This window comes from Pseudomonas tensinigenes, assembly GCF_014268445.2.
Taxonomy (GTDB): Bacteria; Pseudomonadota; Gammaproteobacteria; order Pseudomonadales; family Pseudomonadaceae; genus Aquipseudomonas; species Aquipseudomonas tensinigenes.
This window is the reverse complement of sequence record NZ_CP077089.1, coordinates 5,214,240-5,233,926: the sequence shown is the minus strand read 5'-3', so window position 1 is coordinate 5,233,926 and position 19,687 is coordinate 5,214,240. Positions and strand designations below refer to the sequence as shown.

Annotated in this window: 18 protein-coding genes, 4 tRNA genes and 1 riboswitch; of the genes, 17 read left to right on the top strand and 5 right to left on the bottom strand. The window is 59.0% G+C overall.

From position 1 onward, the window contains the following. Nucleotides 1-123 precede the first annotated feature (123 nt). The 7 genes from HU718_RS23255 to astE all read left to right on the top strand — a co-directional run bounded on the left by HU718_RS23255 (nt 124) and on the right by astE (nt 7,991). On the top strand, nt 124-1,344 hold the full coding sequence (locus tag HU718_RS23255; RefSeq protein ID WP_007912711.1) for an aspartate aminotransferase family protein: 1,221 nt from the start codon (nt 124-126) through the stop codon (nt 1,342-1,344). A gap of 203 nt (nt 1,345-1,547) precedes the next feature. Continuing rightward, the gene (aruF, locus tag HU718_RS23250; protein WP_007919353.1) at nt 1,548-2,567 is read left to right on the top strand and encodes an arginine/ornithine succinyltransferase subunit alpha; all 1,020 of its coding nucleotides are present in this window, start codon (nt 1,548-1,550) and stop codon (nt 2,565-2,567) included. Between the two features lie 51 nt (nt 2,568-2,618). After that, nucleotides 2,619-3,644, top strand: coding sequence for an arginine N-succinyltransferase (astA, locus tag HU718_RS23245; RefSeq protein ID WP_008077921.1), 1,026 nt, complete (start codon nt 2,619-2,621; stop codon nt 3,642-3,644). After that, the gene (gene astD / locus HU718_RS23240; RefSeq protein WP_186614705.1) at nt 3,641-5,110 is read left to right on the top strand and encodes a succinylglutamate-semialdehyde dehydrogenase; all 1,470 of its coding nucleotides are present in this window, start codon (nt 3,641-3,643) and stop codon (nt 5,108-5,110) included. The genes astA and astD overlap by 4 nt, the downstream gene beginning before the upstream one ends. 163 nt (nt 5,111-5,273) lie before the next feature. Then, the gene (gene astB, locus HU718_RS23235) at nt 5,274-6,620 is read left to right on the top strand and encodes an N-succinylarginine dihydrolase (protein WP_007919347.1); all 1,347 of its coding nucleotides are present in this window, start codon (nt 5,274-5,276) and stop codon (nt 6,618-6,620) included. Between the two features lie 57 nt (nt 6,621-6,677). Continuing rightward, a complete protein-coding gene (locus tag HU718_RS23230) occupies nt 6,678-6,968 on the top strand; it encodes a hypothetical protein (protein ID WP_016983958.1) in 291 nt (96 codons plus the stop codon). A 12-nt stretch (nt 6,969-6,980) separates the two neighbouring features. Beyond that, the gene (astE, locus tag HU718_RS23225) at nt 6,981-7,991 is read left to right on the top strand and encodes a succinylglutamate desuccinylase (RefSeq protein WP_122589432.1); all 1,011 of its coding nucleotides are present in this window, start codon (nt 6,981-6,983) and stop codon (nt 7,989-7,991) included. 122 nt (nt 7,992-8,113) lie between these two features. On the opposite strand, the gene HU718_RS23220 is transcribed toward astE, so the two are convergent. Next, nucleotides 8,114-8,623: a 6,7-dimethyl-8-ribityllumazine synthase gene (locus tag HU718_RS23220; RefSeq protein ID WP_007919335.1), complete on the bottom strand. Its 510-nt coding sequence runs from the start codon at nt 8,621-8,623 to the stop codon at nt 8,114-8,116. A 101-nt stretch (nt 8,624-8,724) separates the two neighbouring features. Next, nucleotides 8,725-8,896, bottom strand: a riboswitch (FMN riboswitch). Nucleotides 8,897-9,170: 274 nt separating this feature from the next. On the opposite strand from HU718_RS23220, the gene ltaE reads away from it, so the two are divergent. The 8 genes from ltaE to HU718_RS23180 all read left to right on the top strand — a co-directional run bounded on the left by ltaE (nt 9,171) and on the right by HU718_RS23180 (nt 15,283). Next, entirely contained in the window at nt 9,171-10,175 is a 1,005-nt protein-coding gene (ltaE, locus tag HU718_RS23215) for a low-specificity L-threonine aldolase (RefSeq protein ID WP_186614587.1), read from the top strand. Between the two features lie 146 nt (nt 10,176-10,321). Next, entirely contained in the window at nt 10,322-12,940 is a 2,619-nt protein-coding gene (alaS, locus tag HU718_RS23210) for an alanine--tRNA ligase (protein WP_186614589.1), read from the top strand. 90 nt (nt 12,941-13,030) lie between these two features. Further along, the gene (locus HU718_RS23205) at nt 13,031-14,272 is read left to right on the top strand and encodes an aspartate kinase (protein WP_008086083.1); all 1,242 of its coding nucleotides are present in this window, start codon (nt 13,031-13,033) and stop codon (nt 14,270-14,272) included. A gap of 187 nt (nt 14,273-14,459) precedes the next feature. Beyond that, nucleotides 14,460-14,648, top strand: coding sequence for a carbon storage regulator CsrA (gene csrA, locus HU718_RS23200; RefSeq protein WP_002554426.1), 189 nt, complete (start codon nt 14,460-14,462; stop codon nt 14,646-14,648). A 62-nt stretch (nt 14,649-14,710) separates the two neighbouring features. Then, a tRNA-Ser gene (locus tag HU718_RS23195) sits at nt 14,711-14,801 on the top strand. A gap of 107 nt (nt 14,802-14,908) precedes the next feature. Continuing rightward, a tRNA-Arg gene (locus HU718_RS23190) sits at nt 14,909-14,985 on the top strand. Between the two features lie 72 nt (nt 14,986-15,057). Then, a tRNA-Arg gene (locus HU718_RS23185) sits at nt 15,058-15,134 on the top strand. A 72-nt stretch (nt 15,135-15,206) separates the two neighbouring features. Then, nucleotides 15,207-15,283: transfer RNA gene (locus HU718_RS23180), tRNA-Arg, on the top strand. Between the two features lie 19 nt (nt 15,284-15,302). On the opposite strand, the gene HU718_RS23175 is transcribed toward HU718_RS23180, so the two are convergent. Continuing rightward, nucleotides 15,303-15,821: a cell envelope protein SmpA gene (locus HU718_RS23175; RefSeq protein WP_095123080.1), complete on the bottom strand. Its 519-nt coding sequence runs from the start codon at nt 15,819-15,821 to the stop codon at nt 15,303-15,305. A 321-nt stretch (nt 15,822-16,142) separates the two neighbouring features. On the opposite strand from HU718_RS23175, the gene mgtE reads away from it, so the two are divergent. Further along, nucleotides 16,143-17,585, top strand: coding sequence for a magnesium transporter (gene mgtE / locus HU718_RS23170; RefSeq protein WP_016983964.1), 1,443 nt, complete (start codon nt 16,143-16,145; stop codon nt 17,583-17,585). Nucleotides 17,586-17,711: 126 nt separating this feature from the next. Here mgtE and HU718_RS23165 read toward each other — a convergent pair whose 3' ends face one another. After that, nucleotides 17,712-18,038, bottom strand: a complete 327-nt coding sequence (locus HU718_RS23165) for an Arc family DNA-binding protein (protein ID WP_003178899.1) — start codon at nt 18,036-18,038, stop codon at nt 17,712-17,714. 390 nt (nt 18,039-18,428) lie between these two features. Between HU718_RS23165 and phnN the strand changes: the two genes are divergently transcribed. Further along, nucleotides 18,429-18,998, top strand: coding sequence for a phosphonate metabolism protein/1,5-bisphosphokinase (PRPP-forming) PhnN (phnN, locus tag HU718_RS23160; RefSeq protein WP_186614707.1), 570 nt, complete (start codon nt 18,429-18,431; stop codon nt 18,996-18,998). On the opposite strand, the gene HU718_RS23155 is transcribed toward phnN, so the two are convergent. Both HU718_RS23155 and HU718_RS23150 read right to left on the bottom strand, forming a co-directional pair. Further along, the gene (locus HU718_RS23155; RefSeq protein WP_095123077.1) at nt 18,973-19,152 is read right to left on the bottom strand and encodes a PA3371 family protein; all 180 of its coding nucleotides are present in this window, start codon (nt 19,150-19,152) and stop codon (nt 18,973-18,975) included. The two genes, phnN and HU718_RS23155, sit on opposite strands and share 26 nt — an antisense overlap. A 20-nt stretch (nt 19,153-19,172) precedes the next feature. After that, nucleotides 19,173-19,409 carry a hypothetical protein gene (locus HU718_RS23150; RefSeq protein ID WP_095123075.1) on the bottom strand — a complete coding sequence of 79 codons (237 nt, stop codon included), beginning with the start codon at nt 19,407-19,409 and terminating at the stop codon, nt 19,173-19,175. Between the last annotated feature and the right edge of the window lie 278 nt (nt 19,410-19,687).

The window sequence follows — 19,687 nt, the reverse complement described above, 5'->3', positions numbered from 1 at the left end:
GAAAATCCGGGGTTTGCGCTATAAGAAGTTGTCGCTTGGCGACAAGGCCGGGCAGAAAACTGTCCTTACAATCCCCCCATCGCTCGCCAGTTTCAGGCGGGTGGCCCTCATCAGGAGACTCCGATGTCCGTTGAGCACGCTGCGGTACAACGCGCCGATTTCGACCAGGTAATGGTTCCCAACTACGCGCCTGCCGCTTTCATTCCGGTGCGTGGCGCCGGTTCCCGCGTCTGGGATCAGGCCGGCCGCGAGCTGATCGACTTCGCCGGCGGGATTGCCGTTAACGTATTGGGCCACGCGCACCCGGCGCTGGTCGGTGCACTGACCGAGCAAGCGAACAAGCTGTGGCACGTGTCCAACGTTTTCACCAACGAGCCAGCGCTGCGCCTGGCGCACAAGCTGATCGACGCCACGTTCGCCGAGCGGGTGTTCTTCTGCAACTCGGGCGCTGAAGCCAACGAGGCCGCGTTCAAGCTGGCCCGTCGTGTGGCGTTCGACCGTTTTGGCAGCGAGAAGTACGAAATCATCGCCGCGCTGAACAGCTTCCACGGTCGTACCCTGTTCACCGTTAACGTTGGTGGCCAGTCGAAGTACTCCGACGGTTTCGGCCCGAAAATCACCGGCATCACCCACGTGCCTTATAACGATCTGGCAGCGCTGAAAGCCGCCGTTTCCGACAAGACCTGTGCGGTCGTGCTCGAACCGATCCAGGGCGAGGGCGGCGTGCTGCCAGCCGAACTGGCTTACCTGCAAGGTGCCCGCGAACTGTGCGACGCGAACAACGCGCTGCTGGTGTTCGACGAAGTGCAGACCGGCATGGGCCGCAGCGGCAAGCTGTTCGCTTACCAGCATTACGGCGTGACCCCGGACATCCTCACCAGCGCCAAGAGCCTGGGCGGCGGTTTCCCGATCGCGGCAATGCTGACCACCGAAGCGCTGGCCAAACATCTGGTCGTCGGCACTCACGGCACCACTTACGGCGGCAACCCGCTGGCGTGCGCGGTCGCTGAAGCGGTGATCGACGTGATCAACACCCCTGAAGTGTTGAACGGCGTGAACGCCAAGCACGACAAATTCAAGGCGCGCCTTGAGCAGATCGGCGAGAAGTACGGCCTGTTCACTCAGGTGCGTGGTCTCGGCCTGCTGATCGGTTGCGTGCTGAGCGATGCCTGGAAAGGCAAGGCCAAAGACATCTTCAACGCCGCTGAAAAAGAAGGCCTGATGATTCTGCAAGCCGGCCCGGACGTGATCCGTTTCGCCCCGAGCCTGGTGGTGGAAGACGCTGATATCGATGCCGGTCTCGACCGCTTCGAACGCGCTGCTGCAGCACTGACGCAAGCCTGATAGACCCTTCGACGCCTGGAGTTTTTCAGGCGTCGAACCCAATTTTTGATGCCGGTGCGATTCATTGTGGGAGCGAGCCTGCTCGCGAAGAGGGAGTTTCAGTCGCCATCTATGCTGACTGATACACCGCTTTCGCGAGCAGGCTCGCTCCCACAGTGTCCGGTGTTTTTTTCTGTGAATTGATAAGAGAAAGGAGTGACACCATGCTGGTGATGCGCCCCGCGCAAATGGCTGATCTGGGCGAGGTACAGCGTCTGGCTGCGGACAGCCCGATTGGTGTCACTTCCTTGCCGGATGACGTGGAACGTCTGAGCGACAAGATCGCCGCGAGCGAAGCTTCGTTTGCCGCCGAAGTGAGCTTCAACGGTGAAGAGAGTTACTTCTTCGTCCTCGAAGATTCCACCACTGGCAAGCTGGTCGGTTGCTCGGCCATCGTCGCTTCGGCCGGTTATTCGGAGCCGTTCTACAGCTTCCGTAACGAGACCTTCGTACACGCTTCGCGCGAGCTGAAGATCCACAACAAGATCCACGTGCTCTCGCAGTGCCACGACCTGACCGGCAACAGCTTGCTGACCAGTTTCTACGTGCAGCGCGAGCTGGTGGGTTCGCCGTGGTCGGAACTCAATTCCCGTGGCCGTCTGCTGTTCGTTGCCAGCCACCCGGAGCGTTTCGCTGATTCGGTGGTCACCGAGATCGTCGGTTACAGCGACGAGAACGGCGACTCGCCATTCTGGGATGCAATCGGGCGCAACTTCTTTGACCTCAACTACGCCGAAGCCGAGCGTCTGTGCGGGCTGAAAAGCCGTACATTCCTCGCCGAGCTGATGCCGCATTATCCGATCTACGTGCCGCTGCTGCCGGATTCCGCCCAAGAGGCGATGGGCCAGGTGCATCCACGTGCGCAGATCACCTTCGACATCCTGATGCGCGAAGGCTTCGAGACTGATCACTACATCGACATTTTTGACGGTGGCCCGACCCTGCATGCGCGTGTTTCGGGGATCCGTTCGATCGCCCAGAGCCGCGTGGTGCCGGTGAAGATCGGCGAGCCTGTCAAAGGTGCCGGGCGCCAGTATCTGGTGGCCAACGCGCAGTTGCAGGATTACCGCGCGGTGCTCTTGGAGCTGGATTACGCGCCGGGCAAACCGGTGACTCTGGATCTGGAAGCGGCCGAAGCCCTGGGCGTCGGTGAAGGTGCCAGCGTGCGCCTGGTGGCGGTTTAACGCCTTAGCGAGTTTCACGGGTGGCGAAGGCGGCCCGTTTGAGGAGATAGCATGATTGTTCGTCCCGTACGCAGCAGCGATTTAGCCGCTCTGATCGACCTGGCCCGCAGCACCGGCACCGGCCTGACCACGTTGCCGGCCAACGAAGAACGTCTGGCCCATCGGGTCGGCTGGGCCGAGAAGACCTTTCGCGGTGAAGCCGGTCGTGGTGATGCGGACTACCTGTTCGTGCTCGAAGACGATGACGGCCGCGTAGTGGGGATTTCCGCCATTGCTGGCGCGGTTGGCATGCGTGAGCCCTGGTACAACTTCCGTGTCGGCCTGACCGTCAGCGCCTCGCAAGAGCTGAACATCTATCGCGAGATTCCGACGCTGTTCCTGGCCAACGACCTGACCGGTAATTCCGAGCTGTGCTCGTTGTTCCTGCACGCCGATTACCGCAGTGGTTTGAACGGTCGCATGCTGTCGAAGGCGCGGATGCTGTTCATCGCTGAGTTCCCGGAACTGTTCGGTAACAAGATCATTGCCGAAATGCGCGGCGTGTCCGATGACGCCGGCCGTTCGCCGTTCTGGGAAAGCCTCGGTCGGCACTTCTTCAAGATGGAATTCAGCCAGGCCGATTACCTCACCGGGGTTGGCAACAAGGCGTTCATTGCTGAACTGATGCCGAAATTCCCGCTGTACACCTGCTTCCTCTCCGAAGGCGCGCGCAGTGTCATCGGTCAGGTGCACCCGGACACCGAGCCAGCCTTGGCGATGCTCAAGGGCGAAGGGTTCAGCTATCAGGGTTACGTCGACATTTTCGACGCCGGCCCGGCCATCGAATGCGAAACCGGCAAGATCCGCGCGGTGCGTGACAGTGAAGCACTGGTGCTGGCCGTCGGTACACCGGGCGACGACGCCACGCCGTTCATCATCCATAACCGCAAGCGCGAAGACTGCCGCATCACCGCTGCGCCGGCGCGTCTCGCTGCCGGCACGCTGGTGGTTGATCCGCAGACCGCCAAACGTCTTCAACTCAACGCTGGCGACCAAGTGCGCGCCGTAGCGTTGTCCGCTGCACGGGAGTCGAAATAATGAATTCGCTATACATCGCAGGTGAGTGGCTGGCCGGTCAGGGCGAAGCTTTTCAATCGCTGAACCCGGTGACCCAGCAAGTGCTGTGGTCGGGGGAGGGCGCGACCACTGCTCAGGTTGAATCGGCTGTGCAGGCTGCGCGTCAGGCGTTTCCGGAGTGGGCACGTCGTTCGCTGGATGAGCGCATCAGCGTGCTTGAGGCTTTCGCCGCGTCGCTGAAAAACCACGCTGACGAACTGGCTCGCACCATCGGTGAAGAGACCGGCAAACCGCTGTGGGAAGCCGCGACCGAAGTCACCAGCATGGTCAACAAGATCGCGATCTCGGTGCAGAGCTACCGCGAACGTACCGGCGAGAAGAGCGGCCCGTTGGGCGACGCCACTGCCGTGTTGCGCCATAAGCCGCACGGTGTGGTGGCGGTGTTCGGTCCTTACAACTTCCCCGGCCACCTGCCGAACGGCCACATCGTACCGGCGCTGCTGGCGGGTAACAGCGTGCTGTTCAAGCCAAGCGAACTGACCCCGAAAGTCGCCGAGCTGACGGTCAAGTGCTGGATCGAAGCCGGCCTGCCGGCCGGCGTTTTGAACCTGCTGCAAGGCGCTCGCGAAACCGGTATCGCGCTGGCGGCGAACCCGGGCATCGACGGTCTGTTCTTCACCGGTTCCAGCCGCACTGGCAATCACCTGCACCAGCAATTCGCCGGGCGCCCGGACAAGATTCTCGCGCTGGAAATGGGTGGCAACAACCCGCTGGTGGTTGATCAGGTCGCGGATCTGGATGCAGCGGTTTACACGATCATTCAGTCGGCATTCATCTCTGCCGGCCAGCGCTGCACGTGTGCGCGCCGTCTGTTGGTACCGCAAGGCGCGTGGGGCGACAGCCTGCTCAAGCGTCTGGTGGAAGTCAGCGCGAGCATTGAAGTCGGCGCGTTCGATCAACAACCAGCGCCGTTCATGGGCTCGGTGATTTCCCTCGGCGCGGCGAAAGCGCTGATGGACGCGCAAGCACATCTGTTGGCCAACGGCGCGGTGTCGCTGCTGGCGATGACTCAGCCACAGGCGCAGGCCGCGTTGCTGACCCCGGGCATTGTCGATGTAACGGCGGTGGCCGAGCGTCCGGACGAAGAACTGTTCGGCCCGTTGCTGCAAGTGATTCGCTATGTTGATTTTGAAGCGGCGATCACTGAGGCGAACAACACGGCTTATGGTCTGGCCGCTGGTCTGTTGTCGGATTCCGAAGCGCGTTATCAGCAGTTCTGGCTGGAAAGTCGTGCCGGGATCGTCAACTGGAATAAACAGCTGACCGGTGCTGCGAGCAGCGCACCTTTTGGCGGTGTCGGTGCTTCGGGCAACCATCGCGCCAGTGCCTATTACGCAGCGGATTACTGCGCGTACCCGGTGGCGTCGTTGGAAACCCCGAGCCTGGTATTGCCATCGGCCCTGACGCCTGGCGTGAAAATGGCGTGATGCCCATTCGCGAGCAGGCTCGCTCCCACAGGATTTGTGTCGTGCACAACATGTGTGACCACCACCGAACCTGTGGGAGCGAGCCTGCTCGCGAAGGCCGCGCCTCGGTCGCAAAGAATAGTTACTGAAGCCTATAACAACAGATTCTCGTGGAGCCTCGCTGATGAAATCCTATGAAGTCAACTTTGACGGTCTAGTGGGGCCGACCCATAACTACGGTGGTCTGTCCTACGGCAACGTTGCCTCCCAGAGCAACAGCCAGCAATCCTCGAACCCGAAGGAAGCGGCGCTGCAAGGTCTGGCGAAGATGAAAGCGCTGATGGAGATGGGCTTTCAGCAAGGCGTGCTGGCGCCACAGGAGCGTCCGGACGTGGCCGCTCTGCGCCGTCTGGGTTTCAGCGGTACTGACGCGCAAGTGATCGAACGCGCCGCCAAAGAAGCCATGCCGCTGCTGGTCGCCAGTTGCTCGGCGTCGAGCATGTGGGTGGCCAACGCCGCCACGGTCAGCCCGAGTGCCGACACCGCAGACGGCCGCGTGCATTTCACCGCCGCCAACCTCAACTGCAAATACCACCGCAGCATCGAACACCCGACCACCAGTCGCGTGCTCGGTGCGATGTTCGCCAATCAGCAACACTTCGCCCATCACGCGGCTCTGCCAGCGGTAGCGCAATTCGGCGACGAAGGCGCGGCCAACCACACGCGTTTCTGCCGTGAATACGGCGAGGCGGGCGTCGAGTTTTTCGTGTTCGGTCGCAGTGCGTTCGACAATCGTTTCCCGGCGCCGCAAAAGTACCCGGCGCGCCAGACCCTCGAAGCCTCGCAAGCTGTTGCGCGTCTGCACGGTCTGCGTGATGAAGGTGTGGTCTACGCGCAACAAAACCCGAATGTGATCGATCAGGGCGTGTTCCACAACGACGTGATCGCTGTGGGTAACGGCGAGGTGTTGTTCTATCACGAGGATGCCTTCCTCGACACCGACTCGATGCTGGCCGAGCTGCAAAGCAAACTCGCCAAAGCCGGCGGCAACTTCCAGTCGGTGTGTGTGCCGCGTTCGGCGGTCACCGTGGATGACGCGGTGCGCTCATACCTGTTCAACAGCCAGTTACTGTCGCGTCCTGATGGCTCGATGTTGCTGATCGTGCCGCAAGAGTGCCAGGCCAACGAACGCGTCTGGACTTACCTGCAAGAACTGACCAGTTCCGGCGGCCTGATCCGCGAAGTGAAAGTCTTCGATCTCAAGCAAAGCATGCAGAACGGCGGTGGCCCGGCGTGCCTGCGACTGCGCGTCGCGCTTAACGAAACCGAACTGGCGGCGGTCAACCCAGGGGTTATCATGACGCCACCGTTGTACGGTTCGTTGACCGCATGGGTTGAAAAGCACTACCGCGACCGCCTGAGCGAAACCGATCTGGCGGATCCGCAATTGCTGCTTGAATGCCGGACGGCACTGGATGAACTGACGCAAATCCTTAAACTGGGCGCGGTTTATCCATTCCAGATCAATTGATGGCCGATGCGCCGCCTGAACGCGGCGCGCGGCTTGTCTCCCCAAGAGAGTAAAAACATGAGCGATTCCCTGCAGCTGATCCTTGAAGACACCGACGGCACGCAACTGCAAACCTCGTGCACCCGCGTCGCGGTCATGTGGCAAGGCAAAGAGCTGTGGATCCAGCAGGACGGCCGTGGCCAACTGCTGATCGGCGTGGACGTTGAAGAAGGTGACGCCGAGTACGCCAACCTGCTGCTGCGCCCATTGGCGACTAATCTGGTAAGTCTGCAACTGGAAATGGAACCGGCTGACGTCGGCGACGACGAAGACCACGTGCACGGCCCGGATTGCAACCACGACCACTAAGGAAACCGCTCTATGCTCGCCCTCGGCAAACTGCTTGAACTGACCCTCGCCGGCCGCGAACCGGCGGAGAAGACTCAACTGACTGTCGAAGGCGTGCGTATGCGCTGGTTGAGCGAAGGTGCGCTGGAAGTCCGGCCGCCGGAAGCACGCGACAATGGCTTGGACCTGCTGCTGTCGGCAGGCATCCACGGCAACGAAACAGCGCCGATCGAGTTGCTCGATCGGTTGCTGCACGACATCGCCCGCGGTGATCTGAAGCCGCGCGCACGCATTCTGTTCCTGTTCGGCAACCCGGAAGCGATTCGCAAGGGCGAGCGTTTCGTCGAGCAGGACGTCAATCGGCTGTTCAACGGCCGTCATGAACAGAGCAGTGGTTCGGAAGCGCTGCGCGCCTGTGAGCTGGAGCGTCTGGCGGCGAGTTTCTTCAGCCTGCCGGATCGTCAGCGTTTGCACTATGACCTGCATACCGCCATTCGCGGTTCGAAGATCGAGCAGTTCGCGCTGTATCCGTGGAAGGAAGGTCGCCAGCATTCGCGTGTTGAGCTGGCGCGTTTGCGCGCTGCCGGGATGGAAGCGGTGCTGCTGCAGAACAAGCCGTCGATCGTGTTCAGCTCGTATACCTACGACAAGCTCGGTGCCGAGGCTTTCACGCTGGAACTGGGCAAGGCGCGGCCATTCGGGCAGAACGACGGGGTTAACGTCTCGCTGCTGGAAACTCGCTTGCAACAGATCATCGAAGGCAACGAGCCGGAAATGGCTGAGCCAGAGCTGGACGGTTTGCAACTGTTCAGCGTGGCGCGGGAAATCATCAAGCACAGCGACGCGTTCCGCTTGAACCTGCCGCAGGACATTGAAAACTTTTCCGAGTTGGAGATGGGTTATGTGCTGGCCGAGGACCTGGCCAATACCCGCTGGATCATCGAGGAAGAGGGCGCTCGTATCATCTTCCCTAATCCCAAGGTCAAGAACGGCTTGCGCGCAGGCATCCTGATCGTCCCGACCACCGACGAAAACCTCGCCTGACGTGATGATCGTTCCCACGCTCCGCGTGGGAATGCAGCCCGGGACGCTCCGCGTCCCAAAGCGGACGCAGAGCGGTCCATTGAGGCATTCCCACGCAGAGCAGGGGAACGATCGTTGGAGGCTTAGACGGCTACAGCATGCGGCTCGGTGCGGCGCAGTGCGCGAACCTTGCGCAGCGTATCCGCGCAAGTCCGCGCCGCTTCCTGACCCTTGTGCACAAAGTGCTCAAAGAAGAACTTCTGATGCTCGTCACCGGCATGGAAGTGATGCGGGGTCAGGGATACCGAGAACACCGGCACTTCGGTTTCCAGTTGCACTTGCATCAGGCCGCTGACCACCGATTGGGCAACGAACTCGTGACGGTAGATGCCGCCATCCACCACCAGGGCTGCGGCGACGATGCCGGCATAACGACCGGTCTTCGCCAGCAACTTGGCGTGCAGGGGCATTTCAAAGGCGCCGCCGACTTCGAAGATATCGATGTCGGATTCCTGATAACCCAGGGCAATCATTTCGGCAACGAAGCCTTTACGGCTCTGGTCGACGATTTCCTTGTGCCAGCAGGCCTGGATGAACGCGACGCGCTCGCCATGAGGGTGTTTGCTTTTGCTATCGATAGCGGTGGGTTGCATGTTCTGACTCCTGTTTGTGTGAAAAACAGGGCGTTATGAATCGAAAGGGATTCAAGGGTGCGCACACGCACAACATCGCGCGGACGGCCCTTTGGCGTTAATCCCGTTCTCTCTTCATCCGGACTATGACCGTCGGCCCCGGGATCACACCGGGTCTGCTGACCTTGCCGTCGATCACCGCTAATGCCGTGTTCGTCGCCAAGCGCTCGCGGGCTATGCGCATTGCGCGCAATTACCGCCGGTGGGGAATTGCACCCCGCCCTGAGAACGTTTTTGCCGCCCTTCTCGGGCGGCGCAGCGTTTTTAACACATATTTTCCGGCCCTGCACAGAACCTGTGGGAGCGAGCCTGCTCGCGAAAGCAGTGTGTCAGTCAGCAGATGTGTCACTGACAGACTGCTTTCGCGAGCAGGCTCGCTCCCACATGGATGGCGTGTTCTCAAGAAGTAACCTGACCTTTTCGCGCACAAGGGTTGATTAATCCACGCAATGACCGCAGTAATTCCACTTCGTAAAGGGATTTCCCCTGCGGACTTGAGGCCAGGTTCATGAGCGTTATCGATCTTCGCAGCGACACCGTCACCCAACCGACTCCGGCCATGCTCGACGCGATGACTGCGGCGGACACTGGCGATGACGTGTACGGCGAAGATCCAACGGTGAATCGTCTGGAAGCAGAATTGGCCAAGCGTCTGGGGTTCGCCGCCGCGTTGTTCGTGCCGACGGGCACCATGAGCAACCTGTTGGGGTTGATGGCGCACTGTGAGCGCGGCGACGAATACGTCGTGGGTCAGCAGGCGCATACCTACAAATACGAGGGCGGTGGCGCGGCGGTGCTCGGTTCGATTCAGCCACAGCCGCTGGAAGTGCAGGCGGACGGTTCGCTGGATCTGGATCAGGTCGCCGCAGCGATCAAGCCTGACGACTTTCACTTCGCCCGGACTCGTTTGCTGGCGCTGGAAAACACCATGCAGGGCAAAGTGCTGCCACTGGAATACCTGGCTCGGGCCCGCCAATTCACCCAAGACCATGGTCTCCAGTTGCACCTCGACGGCGCGCGTCTTTACAACGCGGCGGTCAAGCTGGGCGTCGATGCACGGGAAATCACCCAGCATTTCGACTCAGTGTCGGTGTGCTTGTCCAAAGGGCTCGGCGCGCCGGTGGGTTCGGTGTTGTGCGGTTCGGCCGAGTTGATCGGCAAGGCTCGCCGTCTGCGCAAAATGGTCGGCGGCGGCATGCGTCAGGCTGGACTGTTGGCGGCGGCGGGGCTGTATGCGCTGGATCACAACGTTGAGCGTCTGGCCGACGATCACGCCAATGCGCAATTGCTCGCCGAAGGTCTGCGTGAAGCAGGTTTCATCGTCGAACCCGTGCAAACCAACATGGTTTATGTGCAAATGGGCGACAAAGCCGAAGCGATCAAGGCCTTTGCCGCCGAACGCGGGATCAAATTGAGCGCCGCCGCGCGTCTGCGCATGGTCACGCACATGGACGTCAATCGCTCGCAAATCGAGCAAGTGATCGCGACATTCGTCGAGTTTTCGCGCAAGTGACAGCGTTAGCCGTCCAATTGACCGTTTCTATCGTATAAACACGCTGTACCCCGCGCGCAGGGCCGATATAATGCGGCCCTTTGCCGTCGCTTCGTCTGTTGACGTTTCGAACAGGCCTTTGGCCGCAGCCTCCGTGGAAGAACCTAATGAAAAGCGCAGAAATCCGTGAAGCCTTCCTTCGCTTCTTCGAAGAGCAAGGCCACACCCGTGTAGCCTCCAGCTCTTTGATTCCGGGCAACGACCCAACCCTGCTGTTCACTAACGCGGGGATGAACCAGTTCAAGGACTGCTTCCTGGGCCAGGAAAAACGTGCGTACACCCGTGCGACCAGCAGCCAGAAGTGCGTGCGTGCCGGTGGCAAGAACAGCGACCTGGAAAACGTCGGTTATACCGCCCGTCACCACACATTCTTCGAAATGCTCGGTAACTTCAGCTTCGGCGACTATTTCAAGAAAGACGCGATTACCTACGCGTGGACCTTCCTGACCGGCGTTCTGCAACTGCCGAAGGAAAAACTCTGGGTCACCGTCTACGCCTCCGACGATGAAGCGTATGACATCTGGACCAAAGAAATCGGTGTGCCGGTCGAGCGCATGATCCGCATCGGCGACAACAAGGGCGCGCCATACGCCTCCGACAACTTCTGGACCATGGGCGATACCGGCCCGTGCGGCCCGTGCACCGAGATTTTCTACGATCACGGCGACCACATCTGGGGCGGCCCACCGGGCTCGGCGGAAGAAGACGGTGACCGTTACATCGAGATCTGGAACAACGTGTTCATGCAGTTCAACCGCACCGCCGATGGCGTGTTGCATCCGTTGCCAGCGCCATCGGTCGACACCGGCATGGGCCTGGAGCGGATCAGTGCGGTGATGCAGCACGTCAATTCCAACTACGACATTGATCTGTTCAAGAACCTGCTGAAGGCTTCGGCTGAAGCCATCGGTTGCGAAAATGGCGACCAGTCTTCGCTGAAAGTCGTGTCTGACCACATCCGTTCGTGCGGTTTCCTGATCGCTGACGGCGTGCTGCCGTCCAACGAAGGTCGCGGTTATGTACTGCGCCGGATCATCCGTCGCGCCTGCCGTCACGGCAACAAGCTGGGCGCCACTGGCAGCTTCTTCTACAAGATTGTTGCCGCGCTGGTCGCCGAGATGGGCGAAGCCTTCCCGGAACTGAAGAAGCAGCAGAGCAACATCGAGCGCGTGCTCAAGGCTGAAGAAGAGCAGTTCTCCAAGACTCTGGAGCACGGCCTGAAGATCCTCGAGCAGGACCTGCTGGAACTCAAAGGCACCGTGGTGCCGGGCGACGTGGTGTTCAAACTCTACGACACCTACGGTTTCCCGATGGACCTGACCGCCGACATCGCCCGCGAGCGCAGCCTGACTGTCGACGAAGCCGGTTTCGAACGTGAGATGGAAGCCCAACGTGTTCGTGCGCGTTCCGCCAGCTCGTTCGGTCTGGACTACAACACCCTGGTCAAGGTTGATGTGGCCACCGAGTTCACCGGTTACAAAGACACTAGCGGTTCGGCCAAAATCGTCGCTATCTATAAAGACGGCCAGTCGGTCGACGTCTTGAATGAAGGCGAAGAGGCGGTGATCGTGCTGAATCAGACGCCGTTCTACGCTGAATCCGGCGGCCAGATCGGCGACTGCGGTTTCCTGCAGGCGGGCAACGCACGTTTTGATGTGCGCGACACCACCAAGACCGGCGGCGCTTTCCTGCACCACGGTGTGCTGGATTCGGGCAGCCTGACCATTGGCGCGCCAGTGGAAACCCACGTCGACGCCGAAGTGCGTCACGCCACTTCGTTGAACCACTCGGCCACGCACTTGTTGCACGCTGCACTGCGTCAGGTACTGGGCGAGCACGTTCAGCAGAAAGGTTCGTTGGTCGATAGTCAGCGTCTGCGTTTCGACTTCAGCCACTTTGAAGCGATCAAGCCGGAACAGATCAAAGCGCTGGAAGACATCGTCAATGCCGAGATTCGCAAGAACTCCGCGGTTGAAACCGAAGAAACCGACATCGAAACCGCCAAGAACAAAGGCGCCATGGCGCTGTTCGGCGAGAAGTACGGCGACAATGTCCGCGTGTTGAGCATGGGCGGCGATTTCTCCGTCGAACTGTGCGGCGGTATCCACGCCAACCGTACCGGCGACATCGGCCTGCTGAAAATCATCAGCGAAGGCGGTGTGGCATCGGGCGTGCGTCGTATCGAGGCCGTCACTGGTGCGCAAGCACTGGCCTACTTGAACGCGGCAGAAGAACAACTCAAGGAAGCGGCCAGCCTGGTCAAGGGCAGCCGCGACAACCTGATCGACAAGCTGTCGGCTGTGCTCGAGCGCAACCGCCAACTGGAGAAGCAACTCGAGCAGTTGCAAGCCAAGGCGGCCAGCGCTGCGGGCGACGATCTGTCGTCCTCGGCTCTGGACGTCAAGGGCGTGAAGGTTCTGGCCGCACGTCTGGATGGTCAGGACGCCAAGGCGCTGCTGGCGCTGGTTGATCAGTTGAAGAACAAACTCGGCCGCGCAGTGATCCTGCTCGGCAGTGTCCATGAGGAAAAGGTCGTACTGGTTGCAGGCGTAACCAAGGACCTGACTGGCCAACTCAAAGCCGGTGATTTGATGAAGCAGGCTGCTGCGGCAGTGGGCGGGAAGGGCGGTGGTCGTCCGGACATGGCGCAGGGCGGCGGTATCGACGCCGGCGCGCTGGATGGTGCATTGGCGCTGACCGTTCCATTCGTCGAGCAGGGTTTATAAGACAGTCCGTGCGGCCCGCAGTCTAGTGGCGGGCCGCGCGGCTGTTCGAGTAATTATTGGGCGCCCTTCATGGGCAGAGGCGGCTTTGAAATGGCTTTGATCGTACAGAAATTTGGAGGCACCTCGGTCGGTACTGTCGAGAGAATCGAGCAGGTCGCCGACAAGGTTAAGAAATTCCGCGATGCCGGCGATGACCTGGTGGTTGTGCTGTCTGCAATGAGCGGCGAAACCAACCGTCTGATCGATCTGGCCAAGCAAATCAGTGGCGATGGCCAACCGGTTCCGCGTGAACTGGACGTGATCGTTTCCACCGGTGAGCAGGTGACGATTGCCCTGTTGGCCATGGCGCTGATCAAGCGCGGTGTGCCAGCGGTTTCGTACACCGGTAATCAGGTGCGGATCCTGACCGACAGTGCGCACAATAAAGCGCGTATCTTGCAGATTGATGACCAGAAGATTCGTGGTGATCTGAAAGCGGGTCGCGTGGTGGTTGTCGCCGGTTTCCAGGGCGTCGACGAGCACGGCAACATCACCACCCTTGGTCGTGGCGGTTCCGACACTACCGGCGTGGCACTGGCTGCCGCGTTGAAGGCTGACGAGTGCCAGATCTACACCGACGTTGATGGTGTTTACACCACCGACCCGCGTGTGGTTCCAGTCGCTCAGCGCCTGGACAAGATCACCTTTGAAGAGATGCTGGAAATGGCCAGCCTCGGTTCCAAGGTGTTGCAGATCCGTGCGGTGGAATTCGCCGGCAAGTACAACGTTCCGCTGCGCGTACTGCACAGCTTCAAGGAGGGTCCGGGCACCCTCATTACTATTGATGAAGAGGAAACCATGGAACAGCCGATCATTTCCGGCATCGCTTTCAACCGCGATGAAGCCAAGCTGACCATCCGTGGCGTGCCAGACACCCCGGGCGTGGCGTTCAAGATTCTCGGCCCGATCAGTGCCGCGAACATCGAAGTCGACATGATCGTGCAGAACGTTGCGCACGATAACACCACCGACTTCACCTTCACCGTGCACCGCAACGACTACCAGGCCGCACAGACCGTGCTGGAAAACACCGCTCGCGAGATCGGTGCCCGTGAAGTGGTTGGCGACACCAAGATTGCCAAGGTCTCGATCGTCGGCGTCGGCATGCGTTCCCACGCAGGCGTGGCCAGCCGCATGTTCGAATCCCTGGCAAAAGAAAGCATCAACATCCAGATGATCTCGACCTCGGAAATCAAGGTTTCCGTGGTCATCGAAGAGAAGTATCTGGAACTGGCCGTGCGCGCCCTGCACACGGCTTTCGAACTGGATGCTCCGGCCCGTCAAGGCGAGTAATTCCGTTTCTTGAAGGGCGCGGTCTGACCGCGCCCTTTATTTTTTGAATGGCGCGAGCCCTGAACTGTTCTTTTGCTCGCGCTGGTCAATACTCAGGCATGTAGGGCTACGATCGCTCCGGTTGTAGGTCGGGTGCCTTTTTTTTGCAGACTGTTGTCCCTGAACTGAATTGCGTGAGGAGAAAGGTATGCTGATTCTGACTCGTCGGTGCGCAGAAAGCCTGATTATCGGTGATGGCGAAATCACCGTGACCGTGCTCGGCGTTAAAGGAAACCAAGTGCGTATCGGCGTCAACGCCCCGAAAGAGGTTGCCGTGCACCGTGAGGAAATTTACCTGCGTATAAAGAAAGAGAAGGACGAAGAACCAAGCCATTAATTTTTATCGATTTTTATGTTTGCAAACGGGGAAAAGGTTGGTTAAGATACGCCCCGTGTTGCGGAGAGCTGGCCGAGTGGCCGAAGGCGCTCCCCTGCTAAGGGAGTACACCTCAAAAGGGTGTCGGGGGTTCGAATCCCCCGTTCTCCGCCATTATTTGCTTAGTACGTCGTAATCTGGCTTTTTCTGTAAGTTGTTGAATTTATTAGAAAAAGTGGTTGGAATAGAGATTAGACGGGCTATAATGCGGCGCAACAAATGCACTCGTAGCTCAGCTGGATAGAGTACTCGGCTACGAACCGAGCGGTCACAGGTTCGAATCCTGTCGAGTGCACCATTTAAGAGTTAGTTACAGCAATGTAAATAACTTGGCTTCAACCAGGTGTGATCTGGTCTAACAAACACAAATGCACTCGTAGCTCAGCTGGATAGAGTACTCGGCTACGAACCGAGCGGTCACAGGTTCGAATCCTGTCGAGTGCACCATTTAAGAGTTAGTTGCAGCAATGTGAATAACTTGGTTTCAGCCAGTTGTGGTCTGGTCTAAAAACACAAATTGCACTCGTAGCTCAGCTGGATAGAGTACTCGGCTACGAACCGAGCGGTCACAGGTTCGAATCCTGTCGAGTGCACCATATACCGAAAAGCCCGCGTTTAACGCGGGCTTTTTGCTGTCCGGGATTTGGCTTTTCCTTTCACGCAGCCCCTCTCATCAAAATCGACTTGAGCACTTCGGCCTCGCTTGAGGTCATAGCGATAGCTCGTCGTCGATGTCCGAATATTCACCTTGTCCGGCTTGCCCAGTGCGCTTTCGACATCCTGCTGAGTCATCCCGGCAATCACGCGTTGATTGATGATTGCTTCGCGACGTTGTCTGGCATCGATCAGGTTTCCACACGGGTCTTCGGCGGTGCCAGCAACGCCAGGTTCGCGTCCTTTGATTTTCATGCCGGATATTTCTTCGTGGTTGTGCTCCGGCATCACCGCCACAACCGACCCGGGCATATAAGGATGGACTGCCTGCACGGACAGCTGTTCGCCGCTCGCGCAGCTCATGCTGGTGAAGGTGATGCTGCCGTCGATAGCTTCGCAGCGATGAAGGGTGGCAGCGCCCTCGGCAGGCGGGAGGAAAAGCAGGCAGGTGAGTAAAGGCAATGATGATTTCAATGGCATTCGACGTCCTCCATGACGATCTACGCTAAAGGGTAGTCGCTACATTTTTCACTGCCGGTGTGTTTTCTTTTCAGGATGAGTCGTCGCATTTGCACGGATCAGGACGGTGCTCAGGTTTGTTTCGCAAGCGCTTGTTTCGGCCGTGATTTTTTAACGTTTAAAACCGTCAGGCGGTGTATCATTGCGCCCGTCAGCCCCGCCGGGGCTTATGGAAAACCTCCATGGACTTACCCAGTAGTTACTCAGTACCCCGTTTCACCAATCATGAATTGACTGATTGATCCTTCCGGCGTGCCCCGCTGCTGGGAGTGGAGTTCGCCTATGTCTGAAATCGAAGTAAAGAAAACACAGGAAAGCCTGCAGGATCGCCTGGCGCAAGTCGTCGAGCTGCTGCAGCGTCAGCGCGTCGTTGAAGACCTGACTCATCGCCAGGAAGGCGCGCATCACGACCGGGTTGAAAACCTGGTTCACCGGCAAAATCTCGTCGAGTTGCAACGCAAGCTCGATGATCTGCACTCCGCCGACGTCGCCTATATCCTTGAAGCCTTGCCGCTGGACGATCGTCTGACGCTCTGGCAACTGGTCAAGGCCGATCGCGACGGCGACATTCTTCTCGAAGTATCCGATTCCGTTCGTGAAACGCTGATCGCCGACATGGACGATCACGAGCTCCTGGCTGCCGCCAAGGACATGGACGCCGACGAACTTGCTGACCTGGCCTCCGAGCTGCCGCGAGACGTCGTCCATGAGCTGATGGAGAGCCTCGATAACCAGCAGCGCGAACGTGTCCGTTCGGCCTTGTCGTATGACGAGGAGCAGGTCGGTGCGCTGATGGACTTCGAGATGGTGACGATCCGTGAGGATGTCAGCCTCGAAGTGGTGCTGCGCTATCTGCGGCGTCTCAAAGAGCTTCCCGGTCATACCGACAAGCTGTTCGTGGTTGATTACGACGGTGTGCTCAAAGGCGTGCTGCCGATCAAGCGTTTGCTGGTCAACGACCCGGAGAAGCAGGTGGCTGATGTCATGGCCAGCGATCCGGTAAGTTTCCACCCGGACGAAGACGCCTACGATGCCGCTCAGGCGTTCGAACGTTACGACTTGATCTCGGCCCCGGTGGTCGACAAGAACGGCAAGCTGATCGGCCGTCTGACCATCGATGAAATGGTCGACCTGATTCGTGAGGAGAGTGAAAGCGAAGTCCTCAACATGGCGGGTCTGCGTGAAGAGGAAGATATTTTCGCTTCGGTATGGAAATCCTTGCGCAACCGTTGGGCGTGGCTGGCGATCAATCTGATCACCGCGTTCGTCGCGTCACGTGTGATTGGCCTGTTTGAAGGCTCGATCGAGAAGCTGGTAGCGCTCGCCGCATTGATGCCCATTGTGGCGGGTATTGGCGGTAACTCCGGTAACCAGACGATCACCATGATTGTTCGCGCCATGGCGCTCGACCAGGTCAGCACCGGTAATACTTCACGTCTGATGCGTAAAGAACTGGCAGTCGGGTTGATCAACGGTCTGGTCTGGGGCGGCGTGATCGGTGTGGTCGCTTATCTGCTTTACGGCAGTTGGTCGCTGGGTGTGGTCATGACGGCCGCGATGACGCTCAACCTGTTGCTGGCGGCGTTGATGGGTGTGTTGATCCCGATGACCCTGGCCAAGATGGGCCGCGACCCGGCCATGGGTGCCAGCGTGATGATTACGGCAATGACCGACAGTGGTGGCTTCTTCATCTTCCTGGGGTTGGCGACAATCTTCCTGCTCTGATCCGCTTCAATGAAAAGCCTGCCGATTGGCGGGCTTTTTTGTGCGCGGAGCTTTATCTGTGGCAGTCCTCAAATCGCAGACAAAAAAAAGCCAGCAATCATGCTGGCTTGAGGTGTTCGATACGGCTCAGGACGCGTCTGCGGCCATTTCAGCGTCGTGGGCGATCAAGGACACCAACGCATTCTGCTGACGGTGAGACAGCTGACGGAAGCGTTGCAGCAGCTCGCGCTCGTGAAGCGACAGCTCTGGGCTGTCCAGGCGCATGCTCAGCTCTTCGCCCAATGCACCTTCCTGAATAAGACTCTGCTCAAGGCGCGCGATGATCTCGGAGTTCATGCTGCGATGATGATTGCGAGCCACCTCGGCAATGCGTTCACGCATTCCGTCTGGCAGACGTACGACGAACTTGTCAGCCGTACGGCTGGAATAAATTGCCTGTTTCAATGGGCGCATATATTTAACCGGTTAGTTCAGGGGAGCGGTTCTCGGGATTGGCCGCAGGATGTGTGGTAGGACAAGCATCCGCGCCAAATGGTTCAACCTGAATTGTTAAGAGGCCGGCATCATGCCTCAAAATTGCCAGATCATTGGCGTCAATTCTGTGACAAATATTGAGCCGGGTAAAGGCGTAATGCCAGCACCAATTATCAGAAATGCGGACTGGTTGGAAAACTTTTCCTTCGACCACGTCACTGACCGCTTCCTGATGCCTATCAATTGATGCCCGAAGGCGTCAGAACGTGCATGCTATGCGGCTTTCGATCCTTGTTCCTTACCTTGTACAGAATAGTGGCAATTTGCCGATTTACTAGGGGCAGACACGTGCCCGAGGGCTTTTTCAGGATGGATGGCAGGCTTATTTATCTGATGGGGCCGTCCGGTTCAGGCAAGGACAGCCTGATCGAGGCCGCGCGTGAGCCATTGCGGGCGAGGCACTGCGAGATCATGCGTCGGGTGATTACCCGATCAGCGGAGTCGGTGGGTGAGGATGCTATCGGCGTTACGTCTGAAGAGTTCGAACGACGTCAGCGCGCCGGCGAGTTTTCCCTGGCGTGGCAAGCCAATGGCCTGGCCTATGGCATTCCCAGAGAAATGGACGAATGGTTGCGTGCGGGGCGCGATGTGCTGGTGAACGGCTCGCGCGCCAATCTGCGTCAGGCGATGGAAAGCTACCCGACGCTGTTGCCGGTTCTGCTGACAGTCAAAGATGAGGTCTTGCGCGAACGCTTGCTGCGCCGTGGCCGAGAGACGCCGGAACAGATCGACGCCAGACTCGCGCGCAACGCGCTCTTCAAGGACAGGCGATCAAGTGACGCGCCGGTGCACCTGATCGATAATTCCGGCGACCTGGCGGCCGCCGTTCATCAATTGCTTGAGCTGATCCGACTCAACGCAACACCGGATCAAACTTGATCCGGCGGCCGGCAACCAGTGCCAATACGAACAACACCGCAAACACACCGCAGCCAATCAACGGCAGGGTAATTCCGGTGTCCTCGAACAGCGCAAAATGCACAACGCCACTCAATAAGGCGAGGATCAGAAATCCTGCAGCTGACTTGGACATGCTGTACTCCTGAAGATATCTCAAAAAACCAGACGTTCGCCAGCGTCCGCCGGCAGTGCCTGCCCAGGTTCACTGACGGTTTTACGGGCGACGCCGCCCTGATCATTCAGCACCGCCAACTGCGGCGCCTTCTGCACCTGCAAGTAATGCGGCATGCGCTGCGCCACCGATTCCGGCGCAGCACCCTGTGGGACAAAGTGAAAACCCAGCAGAACCGCCAATGCGGCTGCGTTTGCGAGCAAGAGGGTGCTGTTCATGGGGCGCTGCTCCGATTGTTCTTCTATGGAACAGGCAAAGCAGCTGTCGTGCCAACAGTCTAACCGCTGTTAAGTCCTTTAAAAACAAGCATTTGGGAGGGTTTTTCCAAGGCGTCGGGTTGCAATCTGCAATGATGGCTTTTTGGGGGAGTGCAAAATGCACGGTAAATCTTCCCGCAGCATTGCAGGGCGCCTGCCTACACTTAAAAAGCCCTACGGATGACATGACAAATCAGGGCCCGGCCGTTAACATGCACGCCGTCCGTCGCACCGTCTCT

Bases quoted from the DNA above. Each gene is read 5' to 3' on its own strand.
- HU718_RS23255 (WP_007912711.1), top strand. From the start codon at position 124: ATGTCCGTTGAGCACGCTGCGGTACAACGCGCCGATTTCGACCAGGTA.
- aruF (WP_007919353.1), top strand. From the start codon at position 1,548: ATGCTGGTGATGCGCCCCGCGCAAATGGCTGATCTGGGCGAGGTACAG.
- astA (WP_008077921.1), top strand. From the start codon at position 2,619: ATGATTGTTCGTCCCGTACGCAGCAGCGATTTAGCCGCTCTGATCGAC.
- astB (WP_007919347.1), top strand. From the start codon at position 5,274: ATGAAATCCTATGAAGTCAACTTTGACGGTCTAGTGGGGCCGACCCAT.
- HU718_RS23230 (WP_016983958.1), top strand. From the start codon at position 6,678: ATGAGCGATTCCCTGCAGCTGATCCTTGAAGACACCGACGGCACGCAA.
- astE (WP_122589432.1), top strand. From the start codon at position 6,981: ATGCTCGCCCTCGGCAAACTGCTTGAACTGACCCTCGCCGGCCGCGAA.
- HU718_RS23220 (WP_007919335.1), bottom strand. From the start codon at position 8,623: ATGCAACCCACCGCTATCGATAGCAAAAGCAAACACCCTCATGGCGAG.
- ltaE (WP_186614587.1), top strand. From the start codon at position 9,171: ATGAGCGTTATCGATCTTCGCAGCGACACCGTCACCCAACCGACTCCG.
- alaS (WP_186614589.1), top strand. From the start codon at position 10,322: ATGAAAAGCGCAGAAATCCGTGAAGCCTTCCTTCGCTTCTTCGAAGAG.
- HU718_RS23205 (WP_008086083.1), top strand. From the start codon at position 13,031: ATGGCTTTGATCGTACAGAAATTTGGAGGCACCTCGGTCGGTACTGTC.
- csrA (WP_002554426.1), top strand. From the start codon at position 14,460: ATGCTGATTCTGACTCGTCGGTGCGCAGAAAGCCTGATTATCGGTGAT.
- HU718_RS23175 (WP_095123080.1), bottom strand. From the start codon at position 15,821: ATGCCATTGAAATCATCATTGCCTTTACTCACCTGCCTGCTTTTCCTC.
- mgtE (WP_016983964.1), top strand. From the start codon at position 16,143: ATGTCTGAAATCGAAGTAAAGAAAACACAGGAAAGCCTGCAGGATCGC.
- HU718_RS23165 (WP_003178899.1), bottom strand. From the start codon at position 18,038: ATGCGCCCATTGAAACAGGCAATTTATTCCAGCCGTACGGCTGACAAG.
- phnN (WP_186614707.1), top strand. From the start codon at position 18,429: ATGGATGGCAGGCTTATTTATCTGATGGGGCCGTCCGGTTCAGGCAAG.
- HU718_RS23155 (WP_095123077.1), bottom strand. From the start codon at position 19,152: ATGTCCAAGTCAGCTGCAGGATTTCTGATCCTCGCCTTATTGAGTGGC.
- HU718_RS23150 (WP_095123075.1), bottom strand. From the start codon at position 19,409: ATGAACAGCACCCTCTTGCTCGCAAACGCAGCCGCATTGGCGGTTCTG.